12 protein-coding genes are annotated in these 13,993 nt (G+C 58.7%); 4 read left to right on the top strand and 8 right to left on the bottom strand.

The window, feature by feature from the left end:
• Positions 1 to 60: 60 nt before the first annotated feature.
• The 5 genes from GS614_RS17770 to GS614_RS17750 form a co-directional block, all read right to left on the bottom strand.
• On the bottom strand, positions 61 to 1,137 hold the full coding sequence (locus GS614_RS17770) for a branched-chain amino acid ABC transporter permease (protein ID WP_152459551.1): 1,077 nt from the start codon (positions 1,135 to 1,137) through the stop codon (positions 61 to 63).
• Positions 1,138 to 1,140: 3 nt separating this feature from the next.
• Positions 1,141 to 1,398: a hypothetical protein gene (locus GS614_RS17765; RefSeq protein ID WP_170345775.1), complete on the bottom strand. Its 258-nt coding sequence runs from the start codon at positions 1,396 to 1,398 to the stop codon at positions 1,141 to 1,143.
• Positions 1,399 to 1,401: 3 nt separating this feature from the next.
• On the bottom strand, positions 1,402 to 2,388 hold the full coding sequence (locus GS614_RS17760; RefSeq protein ID WP_152459553.1) for a branched-chain amino acid ABC transporter permease: 987 nt from the start codon (positions 2,386 to 2,388) through the stop codon (positions 1,402 to 1,404).
• Between the two features lie 29 nt (positions 2,389 to 2,417).
• The gene (locus tag GS614_RS17755; RefSeq protein WP_171116793.1) at positions 2,418 to 3,236 is read right to left on the bottom strand and encodes an ABC transporter ATP-binding protein; all 819 of its coding nucleotides are present in this window, start codon (positions 3,234 to 3,236) and stop codon (positions 2,418 to 2,420) included.
• A gap of 78 nt (positions 3,237 to 3,314) precedes the next feature.
• Complete coding sequence (locus GS614_RS17750; protein WP_171616728.1) at positions 3,315 to 5,258, bottom strand: AMP-binding protein; 1,944 nt, start codon at positions 5,256 to 5,258, stop codon at positions 3,315 to 3,317.
• 313 nt (positions 5,259 to 5,571) lie between these two features.
• Between GS614_RS17750 and GS614_RS17745 the strand changes: the two genes are divergently transcribed.
• A complete protein-coding gene (locus tag GS614_RS17745; protein WP_253283952.1) occupies positions 5,572 to 6,000 on the top strand; it encodes a GFA family protein in 429 nt (142 codons plus the stop codon).
• A gap of 24 nt (positions 6,001 to 6,024) precedes the next feature.
• Here GS614_RS17745 and mutT read toward each other — a convergent pair whose 3' ends face one another.
• The 3 genes from mutT to GS614_RS17730 are packed head-to-tail and all read right to left on the bottom strand — an operon-like array spanning position 6,025 to position 8,501.
• Positions 6,025 to 6,423, bottom strand: a complete 399-nt coding sequence (mutT, locus tag GS614_RS17740) for an 8-oxo-dGTP diphosphatase MutT (protein WP_171616574.1) — start codon at positions 6,421 to 6,423, stop codon at positions 6,025 to 6,027.
• A complete protein-coding gene (gene argJ, locus GS614_RS17735) occupies positions 6,420 to 7,646 on the bottom strand; it encodes a bifunctional glutamate N-acetyltransferase/amino-acid acetyltransferase ArgJ (protein ID WP_171726939.1) in 1,227 nt (408 codons plus the stop codon). The genes mutT and argJ overlap by 4 nt, the downstream gene beginning before the upstream one ends.
• Before the next feature lie 6 nt (positions 7,647 to 7,652).
• Positions 7,653 to 8,501, bottom strand: coding sequence for a peptidylprolyl isomerase (locus GS614_RS17730; protein WP_171726938.1), 849 nt, complete (start codon positions 8,499 to 8,501; stop codon positions 7,653 to 7,655).
• 176 nt (positions 8,502 to 8,677) lie between these two features.
• Here GS614_RS17730 and secA point away from each other — a divergent pair, with 176 nt between their 5' ends.
• The 3 genes from secA to GS614_RS17715 all read left to right on the top strand — a co-directional run bounded on the left by secA (position 8,678) and on the right by GS614_RS17715 (position 13,993).
• A complete protein-coding gene (secA, locus tag GS614_RS17725; protein WP_171726937.1) occupies positions 8,678 to 11,395 on the top strand; it encodes a preprotein translocase subunit SecA in 2,718 nt (905 codons plus the stop codon).
• A gap of 99 nt (positions 11,396 to 11,494) precedes the next feature.
• Positions 11,495 to 12,412 (top strand): hypothetical protein, encoded by a 918-nt coding sequence (locus GS614_RS17720; protein ID WP_171116782.1) that lies wholly within the window; start codon positions 11,495 to 11,497, stop codon positions 12,410 to 12,412.
• A 24-nt stretch (positions 12,413 to 12,436) separates the two neighbouring features.
• Positions 12,437 to 13,993 (top strand): phosphate ABC transporter substrate-binding/OmpA family protein, encoded by a 1,557-nt coding sequence (locus GS614_RS17715; RefSeq protein WP_171726936.1) that lies wholly within the window; start codon positions 12,437 to 12,439, stop codon positions 13,991 to 13,993.

The following is a 13,993-nucleotide window of genomic DNA, read 5'->3' as shown; positions in this document are numbered from 1 at the left end:
CTTGATTGATCCGATGTTGAGTTTCGGGCTTCGCACCCGTCTTTTCCTTGGGCCTGCCCCTTAGTGCGGGAACGGCCAGAGTCTGAGTTTCTCTTTCGCCACGCGCCACAGCTGTGCCAGCCCGTGTGGTTCTAGGATCAGGAACATGATGATCAGCGCACCCACGATCACCAAGTTAAGATGCGCGACGATGTCGGTGGGCCAGCCCAGCAAATCAACGCCAACAAGTTTCAGAACCACCGGCAGCAACACCAGGAAAGCGGCCCCGGCAAAGGATCCAAAAATAGACCCTAATCCGCCGATAATGACCATGAACAGAACCAGGAACGATTTCTGGATCCCGAACACCTCGCCAACCTCAACCGCGCCCAGATAGACCGCGAAAAACAGCGCGCCCGCGATACCCACAAAGAACGAGCTTACGGCAAAGGCGGTCAGTTTCGCCTTGAGAGGGTTCACCCCGATGATCTCGGCGGCGATGTCCATGTCGCGGATCGCCATCCATGTCCGCCCTGTCGTACCACGTGTCAGGTTGCGCGCAACGATGGCGCAGGCGGTCAGGAAAATCAGACAGAACAGATAGGTGGCCCAAGCCGATGCATTCGGACCGGTGATGATGATGCCGAACACATCCCGTTCCGGCGCGTTGATCTGCCCCGAAGCCGAGTAGTTGTAGAACCACGGCACCCGGTTGAACAGCCAGACCAGAAAGAACTGCGCCGCCAGCGTCGCCACCGCAAGATAAAACCCCTTGATCCGCAAGGATGGCAAGCCGAACAGCACGCCCACGATGGCAGTGATGCCACCGGCCAGGATCACGTGGATGAACATCGACACGTCTGGAAAGGCGGTCATCAGCTTGTAGCAGGCATAGGCCCCAACGGCCATGAACCCCCCGGTACCCAGGCTGACCTGCCCGCAATACCCCACAAGAATGTTCAGCCCAATGGCCGCGATCGCATAAATCAGGAAGGGCAGCAGAAGTGCATTGGCCCAGTAGTCGTTGATGATGAACGGGATGATCCCGAATGCCACCGCCAGCACCACATAGTACCGATACCGATCGAACTTGATCGGGAAAGTCTGGCTGTCATCCACGTAGGAGGTTTTGAAATCTCCGGCCTCACGATAGAACATGTCTTACTTTCCCCATTGTTCCTGTGCCCGGTTCCGGGCTTCGGCGTCCAGTTGATTGGACCCTTTGGCATATCCGCTCGCCTCCGAGGCGCGCACCAGCTTCAAGTAGGCCAGAACCCCCATGATCAGCCCTGCAAAGGCCAGGATCGCTGCAATCGTCAGTTGGCCTTCGGTCAGATCGTCTGATGTGAGAGCGATGTAGCCAAAGGCCCAGAACCCCGCCCATGCGATCACGTTGATGATGGCGATCAGCTTGGTCATGCCCTACACCCTCTCGATGATCTTTTCTCCGAACAGGCCCTGCGGCCTGAACACAAGGAAGATCAGCGCCAGCACATAGGCAAACCAGTTCTCGGTTGCGCCACCGACCATCGGTCCGATTGCGAATTCGAACAGCTTTTCACCCACGCCGATGATCAGACCGCCGACAATGGCACCGGGGATCGAGGTGAACCCGCCCAGCATCAGCACCGGCAGCGCCTTGAGTGCGATCAGCGACAGTGAAAACTGGACCCCCGATTTGGTGCCCCACATGATGCCCGCGACCAGAGCAACGAACCCGGCCACCGACCAGACCATGACCCAGATGAAGTTGAGCGATATGCCCACCGACAGCGCCGCCTGATGGTCATCCGCCACCGCGCGCATGGCCCGGCCCTGCTTGGTGTACTGGCTGAACGCCACCAGAGCGGCCACCAACAGCGCCGCAATGATCGTTGCCACGATGTCCAGATTGTCGATGAAGAAGCCGTAGTCGAAGATGTTATAGGTGGTCTCGTCAATCCACAGATTGATGCCCTGCGGCAGACCCACATCCAGCGTCTTGATTTCAGACCCCCACATCAGGTCGGCCACGCCTTCAAGGAAGTACGCCAGACCAATGGTCGCCATAAACAGAATGATCGGTTCCTGCCCCACCAGATGGCGCATGACAAACCGCTGCACGGCCCAGGCCAGCAACACCATCACACCCATCGTCAGAATGATCGCAAACAACGCTGGCACATTCCACCCGAAATAATGGATATGGGTGCCGAAAGTCGCGTTGATCAGATGCGCAAACGGCACCTGCCCATTCATGATCCCGACCAGCGTCATGGCCGCGAACAGGGCCATAACCCCTTGGGCGTAATTGAAAATACCGGACGCCTTGTAGATCAGCACAAAGCCCAGCGCGACCAGCGCATAGAGCACCCCGGCCATCAGACCGTTGAGGATGACTTCCATCGCGAAGATAAGTTGTTCAGGCATGCCAGCCCCTCCCCAATTCTGCCCAGAGCTTAATCATGGCTGACCCCCAGATAGGCGTCGATGACTTCCTGGTTGTTGCGCACCTCGTCGGGTGTGCCGTCGCCGATCTTCTTGCCGTAATCCATCACGACCACCCGGTCGCTGAGATCCATCACAACGCCCATATCGTGCTCGATCAGGGCAATCGTGGTCCCGAACTCATCATTCACGTCCAGGATAAAGCGGCTCATGTCCTCTTTCTCTTCGACGTTCATGCCCGCCATCGGTTCATCCAACAGCAGCAGCTTGGGCTCCGCCGCCAGCGCCCGCGCCAGTTCGACCCGCTTTTTCAGGCCATACGGCAAGCGCGACACAGGCGTCTTGCGAATGTGCTGGATTTCAAGAAAGTCGATGATCTTCTCGACCGCCTCGCGGTTTTGCACCTCTTCCGCTTCGGCCTTGCCGCGCCAGATCGCCTGCTGGAGGATGTTGGTCTTCATGAAGTTCAGACGACCTGTCATCACGTTGTCCAGAACGCTCATACCCTCGAACAGGGCGATGTTCTGGAACGTCCGCGCGATTCCCTGTTGGGCGACTTCAAAAGGCCGCATCGGCGGGCGCCTGGACCCATGGAACCAGACCTCGCCTTCCTGCGGAACATAGAAGCCTGAGATCACGTTCAGCATCGAGGATTTCCCGGCGCCGTTCGGCCCGATGATGGCGCGGATCTCGCCCTCGCGGATATCGAACGAGATATCCTTGATCGCCACCACACCGCCAAAACGCAGGGTGATGTTCTTCATTTCCATCACCACACCGCCGATCTTGCGACCGTCTTCGGTGACATATCCTTCGGAATTATCCAGCATCGGTCACTCCCTGACTTGCGCGAAAACGGGACGGCGGGCGGGGCGATGACCGCAGGTCGAGCGGCGCTCGTACGGCCCTCATTCTGCGGCAACCTTGTGTTGGGCGACGGGAACAACCGGCGCGTCAACGATCTCCAGCGTCGCCGAGATCGATCCCTTGCGACCATCCTCATAGGTCACCTCGGTCGTGGTCGAAACCGTCTTGGACCCGTCATAAAGCGCGGCAATGATGTCGCTGAACTTGTCCTCGACAAACCCGCGCCGCACCTTGCGGGTCCGGGTCATCTCGCCATCATCGGCATCCAGTTCCTTGTGCAGCACCACAAAGCGGTGCACCTGACAACCCGACAGCATCTCGTCAGCGGCGACCGACTTGTTCACCTCTTCCACATGGGCCTTGATCGTCTCTAACACGCGCGGATGTCCCGCCAGTTCCTGATACGAGGCATAGGCCACGTTGTTGCGTTCGGCCCAGTTGCCGACCGCGGTCAGATCGATATTGATGAAGGCCACGCAACGATCCTTGCCATTGCCGAACATCACCGCCTCCAGAATATCCGGATAGAACTTCAGCTTGTTCTCGACATATTTCGGAGCGAACATCGACCCGTCGGCCATCTTGCCCACGTCCTTGGCGCGGTCGATGATCCGCAGATGACCCGAGCTTTCCTCGATGAACCCCGCGTCGCCCGTGGCCACCCAGCCCTCAGCGTCCTTGGTCGATGCGGTCGAGTCCGGGTTCTTGAAGTATTCGACGAACACACCGGGCGAGCGGTAATGTATCTCGCCCTTGTCGTCGATCCTGATCTCGACATCGGGGGCCGGGACGCCAACGGTGTCGGCGCGCACCTCGCCGTCGGGCTGGACGGTGATGAACACGGTCGCCTCGGTTTGGCCGTACAACTGTTTCAGGTTGATGCCTAAAGAGCGATAGAAATCAAAGATCTCCGGCCCGATCGCCTCACCCGCCGTATAGCCCACCCGAAAGCGCCCATATCCCAGCGTGTCTTTGAGCGGCCCGTAAACCAACAGATTGCCCAGCGCATATTTCACCTTGTCACCCAAGCTCACCGGCTTGCCATCCAGCAACCGGCCGCCGACCTTCTTGGCATGCGCCATGAAGTAGTGGAACATGCGCTGCTTGAGCTTGCTGGCATCCTCCATTCGGATCATCACATTGGTCAGCTGGGTCTCGAAGACCCGCGGCGGCGCGAAGAAATAGGTCGGCCCGATCTCGCGCAGGTCAGTCATCATCGTGTCGGCGCTTTCGGGGCAGTTCACGCAGAACCCGCACCAATAAGCCTGACCGATGGAAAAGATGAAATCCCCGACCCAGGCCATCGGCAGATAGGACAGGATGTCCTCGTTGCGGGTCAGGTGGTCGAATTCGGCTGAGTTCTTTGCACTTTCGATCACGTTGCGGTTCGACAGCACCACGCCCTTGGGCTTGCCCGTGGTACCCGAGGTATAAAGCATCACGCAGGTGTCGTCATAGGTGATCTCGCCGATGCGCCTGTCCAGTTCGGCGTCGAAACGCGCATGACCGGCGCTGCCCTCGGCCTTGATGTCGTCAAGGGCATTCATCTGGCTGTGGTCGTATTTCCGCATACCGCGCTTGTCGGTATAGAGGATGTGTTTGACCTGATGCAGGTTTTCCTGAATCTCGATGACCTTGTCGACCTGTTCCTGATCGCCGCAGACGACATATTTCGCTCCGCAATGCTCCAGCACATAGGCCATCTCTTCGGCAACCGCGTCTTGATAGAGAGGGACCGGAATGGCACCGACCATCTGCGCCGCAACCATTGACCAGTAATGTGCGGGACGGTTGCGCCCGATTACGGCGATGTGGTCACCCTTTTCAACGCCAAGTTCAAGAAGTCCAAGCGCCAGCGCGCGGATCTCGGCGACCGTTTCCGCCCAGGTCCAGCATTGCCAGATCCCGAATTCCTTTTCGCGGTAAGCCGGGGCATCCCCGAACTGCGTCGCATTGCGATGTAGCAGCGCCGGAAGGGAGTGCATCCCTTCGGCGCCCGACTGCGTCTGAGCCAATTCTATCTCTCCTCCCCATCCGGCCCCGGGTCGGGCCGGAACGGCGTCGCCGGGTCAGACCGGAACGCTGTTGCCCCGATTAAGGACAAGGAGGACGATCAGCGTCAACTTTTTCGTGATGTTTTCTCAATTCTTACGAATTGTAACAATGGAGGGGTGATCGTCTGATCCTGTTTCAAACCGCATATTCTAGTCGTGTTTTGTACTTTAACTGTCCGCTTTCAAACAGTCTTGGGCCAATGGGCGTGCCAATACACATTGGCAAATGAACAAGGAGCTTGGCATGACAACGCGAGGCAATTGCCTGTGCAAAAATACGAAATGGGAGTTTATCGGGGATGTGACATGGGCGTGCTACTGCCATTGCGATGATTGCCGTCGAAACTGTGCCGCACCCATAGTTGCATGGTTGGGTGTTCCACTTCGGAACTTCAAATGGACTGCCCAAGCACCCAAAACACTGGAAAGCTCAAAAGGTGTATTTCGGCATTTCTGCCGCGATTGTGGTTCTCCAGTTGGTTTTGAAGCAGACCATTACCCTGGCGGGATGCATTTATATGCCGCTTCAATGGAATACCCAGAGGACTTTGTTCCGACCTTCCACGTCAACTACCAAAGCAAACTTCCATGGCTGCGTATCGAAGACGATCTGACGAAGTACGAGGGCACACTCCTTCACGCCCCAGAGGATTTGAGTGCTTATGACGAATAGGCCGATTCAGGGTCTAAGTAACGCCTAAAGCCAATCCCGTAAAATCGGAATCAGCGGCACATCGGCAGCCGGCATCGGGTAGTTCCGCAGATCTTTCGCGCGCACCCATTTCAGCGCCTGACCCTCTTTCGACTGCGGGATGCCGTCCCATTTGCGGCAGGCAAACAGCGGCATCAGCAGGTGGAAATCGTCATAGCTGTGGCTGGCAAAGGTCAGCGGCGCCAAGCACGAGGCCCAGGTGTCAATGCCCAGTTCCTCGTGCAATTCACGGATCAGGGCGGCCTCGGGGGTTTCGCCGGGCTCGATCTTGCCGCCGGGGAATTCCCACAATCCGGCCATGGATTTGCCTTCTGGGCGTTGGGCCAGCAGCACGCGGCCCTCGATGTCGATCAGGGCGACAGCAGAGACTAACACGGTTCTCACGAGCGATAATCCGCGTTGATCTCGATATAGCCGTGGGTCAGATCACAGGTCCAGACGGTGGATTTCCCCTCGCCCAGCCCCAGATCAACGGCAATCACCAAATCCTGGCCTTTCATGTATTCGGCGGCGTCCTCTTCGCGGTAGTTGGGACTGACCCAGCCGTTCTCGGCCACAAGAATATCACCGAAGGAAATGCTGAGCTTGTCGCGATCGGCCGCCGCGCCCGACTTGCCGATGGCCATGACAATACGGCCCCAGTTCGGGTCCTCACCGGCAATGGCAGTTTTCACCAGAGGGGAGTTGGCGATGGCCAGACCGTGGGTCTTGGCGTCAGCGTCCGAGGCGGCTCCGGTCACGCGGATTTCCACGAATTTCGTGGCGCCTTCCCCGTCACGCACCACTTGTTGCGCCAGATCCAGCATCACGCCTTCCAGCGCCTCGGCAAATGCAGCGTTGGCGGTGGCATCGACGCCCGAGGCCCCGGTGGCGCACAAAAGCAGCGTATCCGAGGTCGAGGTGTCGCTGTCCACAGTGATGCAGTTGAAGGTGCGATCTGTCTGGGCACTCAGCATTTCCTGCAACGCCGATTGCTCAACCCGTGCGTCGGTGAAGGTATAGACCAGCATCGTCGCCATGTCTGGCGCGATCATTCCAGAACCCTTCGCAATCCCTGCAATAGAGACTGTTTTGCCACCGATTTCGACCTGTGCGCTCGCCCCTTTCGGGAACGTGTCCGTCGTCATGATCGCCCGCGCGGCGTCTTCGATTGCATGGCGGCTGAGGCCGGATTTCAACGCCTCAAGCTGCGAGATGATGCGATCATGCGGCAGCGGTTCACCGATGACACCGGTGGACGAGGTAAAGACCCGTTCGACGGGGACACCGGTCGCTTTGGAAACGGCCTGCGTCACCTCGGCAACCGATGTCTGGCCATAATGCCCGGTAAAGGCGTTGGCGTTGCCCGAGTTCACAAGGATCGTCGCAGGCCCATCGCTGGGGCCGCCGATTTTCTCCTGACAATCCAGAACCGGTGCCGCGCGGGTGGCCGAGCGGGTGAAGACACCCGCCACCGACGTGCCCGGATCAAGAACAGCCAGCATGACATCCGTGCGACCCTGATAGCGCACACCCGCTTCGACGGTGGCAAAACGCACACCGTCAATCGCAGGCAGTTCAGGGAAAGACGCCGGCGCCAGCGGCGAAACCTTCGTGATCGTGGCCACTGGTCTTTACTCCTGAATCAGGTCCAGCTGGCGCATGATCTCGGGGCCTGCGCCTTCCAGCGCGGGGCGTTCGATCTGTGCCTGCTGCGTCAACTCGTCGATCCGCGCCTGAATGGCATCTTGCTGGATCGTTTGGGCCAGCTCATCGCGCACCGCGTCCAGTTCGGGGGCTTCGGTTTTGCGCTTGTCGTTCAGCTTGACCAGATGCCAGCCAAATTGTGTTTGCACCGGAGCCGACACCTGCCCTTTTTCCAGCGCGATCACTGCTGCCTCGAATTCAGGTACCATCTGGCCTTTTCCGAACCATCCCAGCGCGCCACCATTCGGGCCGGACGGACCGGTCGAGTTCTCGCGGGCAAGTTCCGCAAAGTCGGCGCCATCATCAAGCTGTGCCTTGAGCGCTTTGGCTTCTTCTTCCGATTCCACCAGAATATGGCTGGCGTCGAATTCGTCTTCACCCGCAAAATCATTGAAACGCGCATCGTAAGCGGCCTGAATGGCTTCCTCTGTGACGAGATCGTTGGTCAGAGCCGCGACCGTCTGAACCGCCTGAAGCGACCGCTTTTCATTGTCGAGTGTCAGCGCGTTTTGCTTGCTCAGGCCGTCCTGTTGCTGTCCCAGCAATTGCTGCTGGATCAGCTGTTCCAGAACGAAATCGAACAGCACGTCGTCTTCCGCCTGTTGATATTGCGGTGGCAGAGAAGCGACGGTGGCGATCACGTGACCCAATGTGATCTCATCCCCGTTTACCCGAGCGACCACGGTCGACGCATCCGGCTGGGTTTCGGCGGCCAGCGGCAGGGCCATCACAGCGGCCAGGGCCAGCGATGGCAGAAAAGTGAGACCTTTGGGCATTGAATCATCCTATTTTCTTGCCGCGACAGGGCGCGGCGTTGACACTCTGGAACCTGCCGCTTACATCGCTTTGAAGCCTTGGACAGGGCCGCCTTTCACCCCCCGTATCTATGGGTTGCGCGCAAGGTGGGCAAGCCTGTCGCAACCACGAAAAGAACAGATCCTCTGGAGTGAACATGCTGGGACTCGGAACGCTCGCCAAAAAGGTGTTCGGAACACCGAACGACCGCAAGATCAAGGCGACCCGCCCTCTGGTCGAAAAGATCAATGCGCTGGAACCAGAGTTTGAAAAGCTTTCAGATCAAGGTCTGATCGACAAGACCGAAGACCTGCGCAAGCGCGCAGTGGATGGCGAAAGCCTGGACGACCTGCTGCCCGAGGCCTTTGCCAACGTACGCGAAGGCGCCAAGCGCGCACTTGGCCTGCGGGCCTTTGACGTGCAGTTGATGGGCGGCATTTTCCTGCATCAGGGCAACATCTCGGAAATGAAGACGGGCGAAGGCAAGACTCTGGTCGCCACCTTCCCGGCCTATTTGAACGCGCTGACCGGCAAGGGCGTGCATGTTGTCACGGTGAACGAATACCTGGCCAAACGTGACGCGGAATGGATGGGCAAGGTGTTTGCGGCCGTAGGCATGACAACTGGTGTGATCTGGTCCGGCCAGCCCGACGCGGAAAAACTGGCCGCGTATTCCTGTGACATCACGTATGCCACCAACAATGAGCTGGGCTTTGACTATCTGCGCGACAACATGAAGGCGGATCTGGAGCAGGTTTACCAGAAACATCACAACTTTGCGATTGTGGACGAGGTCGACTCGATCCTGATCGATGAAGCACGGACGCCGCTGATCATCTCGGGTCCTGCGCAGGACCGGTCGGATCTGTACACCGCCATTGATGCCCTGATCCCGACGCTGAGCGATGATCATTACACCCTGGACGAAAAATCGCGCAATGTGACCTTTACCGATGAAGGCAACGAATTTCTTGAGGCACAGCTGCTTCAGGCCGGCCTGATTCCCGAAGGCCATTCCCTGTATGATCCGGAAAGCACCACCGTCGTGCATCACGTCAACCAGGCGCTGCGTGCACACAAGCTGTTCCAGCGCGACAAGGATTACATCGTGCGCGACGGCAACGTCGTTCTGATCGATGAATTCACCGGCCGCATGATGCCGGGGCGTCGCCTGTCCGAAGGTCTGCATCAGGCGATCGAAGCCAAGGAAAAGGTTCAGATCCAGCCGGAAAACGTCACGTTGGCAAGCGTGACATTCCAGAACTATTTCCGCCTGTACGACAAACTGAGCGGCATGACCGGCACTGCTTTGACCGAGGCCGAAGAATTTGCCGAGATCTACGGTCTGGGCGTGGTCGAAGTTCCGACCAACCTGCCGATTGCTCGTATCGACGAAGATGATCAGGTCTATCGTACTGCCGCCGAAAAATACAATGCAATGATCGCCGAGACGAAAAAGGCGCAGGAAAAGGGCCAGCCGGTTCTGCTGGGGACCACGTCGATCGAAAAATCCGAACTGCTCAGCCAGATGCTGACCAAGGAAGGTATCAAGCACAACGTTCTGAACGCTCGCCAGCACGAACAAGAGGCTCAGATCGTTGCCGATGCCGGTCGTCTGGGCGCGGTAACCATCGCCACCAACATGGCCGGTCGCGGCACCGACATTCAGCTTGGCGGCAATGTCGAGATGAAGGTGCTGAAAGCGATTGCCGAGAATCCAGACGCGGATCCGTCCGAGCTGCGGGCTGCCGAAGAAGCACGCCACGCCGAAGAAAAAGAAAAGGTTCTGGCTGCTGGCGGCCTTTACGTCATGGCGTCGGAACGCCACGAAAGCCGCCGCATCGATAACCAGCTGCGTGGCCGTTCCGGCCGTCAGGGCGACCCGGGCCGAACGGTATTTTACCTGAGCCTCGAGGATGACCTGATGCGCATCTTCGGCTCGGAACGGCTGGACAAGGTATTGACCACGCTGGGCATGAAAGAAGGCGAGGCGATCATTCACCCCTGGGTGAACAAGTCGCTGGAACGCGCGCAGTCCAAGGTCGAAGGACGCAACTTTGACATGCGTAAGAACGTTCTGAAGTTCGACGACGTGATGAACGACCAGCGGAAGGTGATCTTTAGCCAGCGCCGCGAAATCATGTCTGCGAACGACCTGTCCGAGATCGTCTCGGATATGCGCGAACAGGTGATTGACGACCTGATTGACGAATACATGCCACCGAAATCCTATGCTGATCAGTGGGATACTGAGGGTCTGCACGAGGCAATAAAGGACAAGCTGAACCTGGACGTCCCGGTTCAGGACTGGGCCGCCGAAGAAGGCGTGGATGACGAGCAGGTGCGCGAACGTCTGATCAAGGCCGCGGATGAGATGATGGCCCAGAAGGCCGTCGCCTTTGGCCCTGAAAACATGCGCAACATCGAAAAACAGGTTCTGCTTCAGACCATCGACAGCAAATGGCGCGAGCATCTGCTGACCCTGGAACATCTGCGCTCGGTCGTTGGGTTCCGCGGTTATGCCCAGCGCGATCCTCTGAACGAATACAAGACCGAAAGCTTTCAGCTGTTCGAAAGCATGCTGGATTCCCTGCGCGAGACCGTGACACAGCAATTGTCGCGCGTACGTCCGCTGACCGAAGAAGAACAGAAAGAAATGCTGGCGCAGATGGCAGGGCAGCAGGCTCAGGCGCAGGAGGCCGTGGACAAGGCCGCGAAACAGGCCGAAGCCAAGGCCGAGGCTGCGGCCTCGGGTGATGCGCTTCCGGGGTTCGACGAAAGCGACCCATCGACCTGGGGCAACCCGTCGCGAAATGATCCGTGCCCGTGTGGCTCGGGCAAGAAGTTCAAACACTGCCATGGCCGACTGACCTAACGTCACCCGCCGAATCCACAATGTGTTCGTCTCGCGGCCACAAATTGGCCGCGATTCGTGGCGAATGTGCGATTTGCTCCTTCAACTGGGGAGGGTGTCTTGTTTGTAGTTCGAAACTACGTGACCATGTGCGGCACGGTCGCTTGTGCTTTGGGCATAGGCTACCTGATGCAAAACGGACCAACCGCGCAGCCGGCGAACGCGGGGGATAGTGTTGATGTTGCCTCGGCATCTCAGCAATCCTCGGTTCTGTCGGGGTTGGATGCTATCGTACTGACTTCGGCTTCGGCGTCTGACGCAGATTCCGGGGCGGCAGCGCCCGAACCTCGCGCAGTTCCGTCAGCACCGAAAACGACGGATTGCAACATTAGCGCGCGCGCCGTCGCCGTCCCCGGCGCCATGGCACAGCTGTCGCTGCGGGCACCCTGCCACCGAAACGAACGCGTTGAAATTCATCACAGCGGCCTGACGGTCAGCCAGAACACCGACGATTCCGGCGCCTTGGACATGACCATTCCGGCACTGTCGGAATACGCGATTTTCCTGATTTCGTTCGAAGATGAAACGGGTACGGTCGCCACCACTCACGTGACCGACATTGCCGAATATGACCGCGTCGTCCTGCAATGGCAGGGTGAAACCGAGTTGCAGATTCACGCGCTGGAATTCGGGGCAAGCTATGGCAGCAGCGGCCACGTGTGGGATGATTCCTCGGCAAATGGCGCAGGAGAGGTTCTGCGCCTGGGCCAGACGGGTCTGGGTCGTGCCAAGAATATCGAAGTATATTCCTTTCCGACGGGCGCGTCGGATCGGTCCGGCAGCATCGACCTGACGGTCGAAGCCGAAGTGACCAAATCCAACTGCGGGCAAACGCTGAATGTGCAGGCGCTGGAACTTCTGTCAGATAGCCGCCTGCGGTCGCGCGACATGTCCCTGACCCTTCCGGATTGTTCGCAGGCCGGTGAGTTTCTGGTGTTGAATAATCTGCTCTCAGACCTGACAATTGCGGCAAAGTAATCCGCAGGCAGGCTCGACTCTCTTATGACTTTCTTTCGTGCGGCTGTGACCGCGCTGTTTACCGTTGCAGGTGCGACCTGTGCAATGGCGCAGGACATCACGCTGACGTCTCATGACGGCAAGGTCGAAGTAACAGGCAACCTGCTGGGCTTTGACGGCGAATTCTACCGCGTCGATACGCAGTTCGGTGAGTTGACCGTTGATGGCTCGGGCGTCACCTGCGACGGACCTGCGTGCCCCAGCCTGACGGATTTCGTAGCCGAGTTGTGGTTTTCCGGATCGTCTGTCATGGCCGAAACGGTCCTGCCCGCCCTGATCATCGGGTTTGCGCGGCAGGAAGATCTGACCGCAACGCCTGCCCGCGTGGATTCGGACACCTTCGTCTATGAACTTTTTCAGTCAGGCCGTGACGCCCCGTTGGCGCGGTTCTACTTTGACGTCGGGACCACGGATCGTGGGTTCGCCAAGCTGATCGAAGACCAGACAGATATCGTGATGGCCCTGCGCGAAGTACGCGAGGCAGAGCGGGATGCAGCCGAAGCCGCGGGGCTGGGTGATTTGAAACGGGCCCGGCGATCCAGGGTTGTTGCATTGGACGCCATGGTTCCGGTGGTGGCGCCCGATAGTGTGATGCGTCAGATTTCGCTGGCCGATTTGGCGCGCATTCTGTCAGGTGAAGTGAAGAACTGGGTGGACCTGGGCGGGCCGGATGCTCCGATCGCCTTGCATGTGCCGGATCCGGGTTCGGGGCTGGCGCAGGCTGTCGAGGATCAGGTATTGAAGACCGCTGGTGTGGAACTGACCGATACCGCAATTCGTCATATTCGAACAAACGACCTGACCAAGGCCGTGGCCAAAGACCCGTTTTCCATCGGAATCGCCAGCAAGGCGACAGCCGGCGATACCCGCGCCCTGCCGTTGACCGGAGGGTGTGGGCATCCGCTGGCCGCAACCCGTCAATCGATCAAGACCGAAGATTATCCGCTGAATCTGCCGATGTTCCTGTATCTGCCCGAACGCCGCCTGCCACGGATCGCACGGCAGTTTCTGGCCTTTAGTCTAAGCCCCGGGGCCCAGATGGCCATTCGTGACGCAGGTTATGTGGATCAGTCGCCTGAAACCTTGCCGGTTGGCGTACAAGGCGACCGGCTTGCCAATGCCATCGCCACCGGTGGGCCCGAAGTTGGGCTGGACGAGCTTCAGCGCATGATCGAAACGCTGCGCCCGCTGTCGCGCCTGTCCCTGTCGGTTCGGTTCGAGCCCGGATCATCCCGACCTGATGCGCAGTCACGCTCCAATATTCAGCAACTGGCACATATGCTTGACGCCGGAACACTGAAGGCACGCAAGCTGGTGTTTGCCGGCTTCAGCGACGGGGATGGCGGGGCCGCCACCAACGCCCGCATTGCCTTGCGGCGTGCACAGACCGTACGAAACGCGGTACTGGCTGCGGCCGAGACATCGATATCAGACAGTATCGAGGTGGTCGCGGAAGGGTTTGGCGAAGCAATGCCGATGGCCTGTGACGACACCGAATGGGGCCGCAAGGTCAACCGCCGGGTTGAAATCTGGGTGCAGTGA

This window comes from Ruegeria sp. HKCCD6604 (genome assembly GCF_013110635.1).
In the GTDB taxonomy this organism is placed as follows: Bacteria; Pseudomonadota; Alphaproteobacteria; order Rhodobacterales; family Rhodobacteraceae; genus Ruegeria.
This window is presented reverse-complemented; position numbering and strand designations above follow the sequence as displayed.

Coding starts and splice junctions, on each gene's coding strand:
- GS614_RS17770 (WP_152459551.1), bottom strand. CDS start 1,137: ATGTTCTATCGTGAGGCCGGAGATTTCAAAACCTCCTACGTGGATGAC.
- GS614_RS17765 (WP_170345775.1), bottom strand. CDS start 1,398: ATGACCAAGCTGATCGCCATCATCAACGTGATCGCATGGGCGGGGTTC.
- GS614_RS17760 (WP_152459553.1), bottom strand. CDS start 2,388: ATGCCTGAACAACTTATCTTCGCGATGGAAGTCATCCTCAACGGTCTG.
- GS614_RS17755 (WP_171116793.1), bottom strand. CDS start 3,236: ATGCTGGATAATTCCGAAGGATATGTCACCGAAGACGGTCGCAAGATC.
- GS614_RS17750 (WP_171616728.1), bottom strand. CDS start 5,258: ATGCACTCCCTTCCGGCGCTGCTACATCGCAATGCGACGCAGTTCGGG.
- GS614_RS17745 (WP_253283952.1), top strand. CDS start 5,572: ATGACAACGCGAGGCAATTGCCTGTGCAAAAATACGAAATGGGAGTTT.
- GS614_RS17730 (WP_171726938.1), bottom strand. CDS start 8,501: ATGCCCAAAGGTCTCACTTTTCTGCCATCGCTGGCCCTGGCCGCTGTG.
- secA (WP_171726937.1), top strand. CDS start 8,678: ATGCTGGGACTCGGAACGCTCGCCAAAAAGGTGTTCGGAACACCGAAC.
- GS614_RS17715 (WP_171726936.1), top strand. CDS start 12,437: ATGACTTTCTTTCGTGCGGCTGTGACCGCGCTGTTTACCGTTGCAGGT.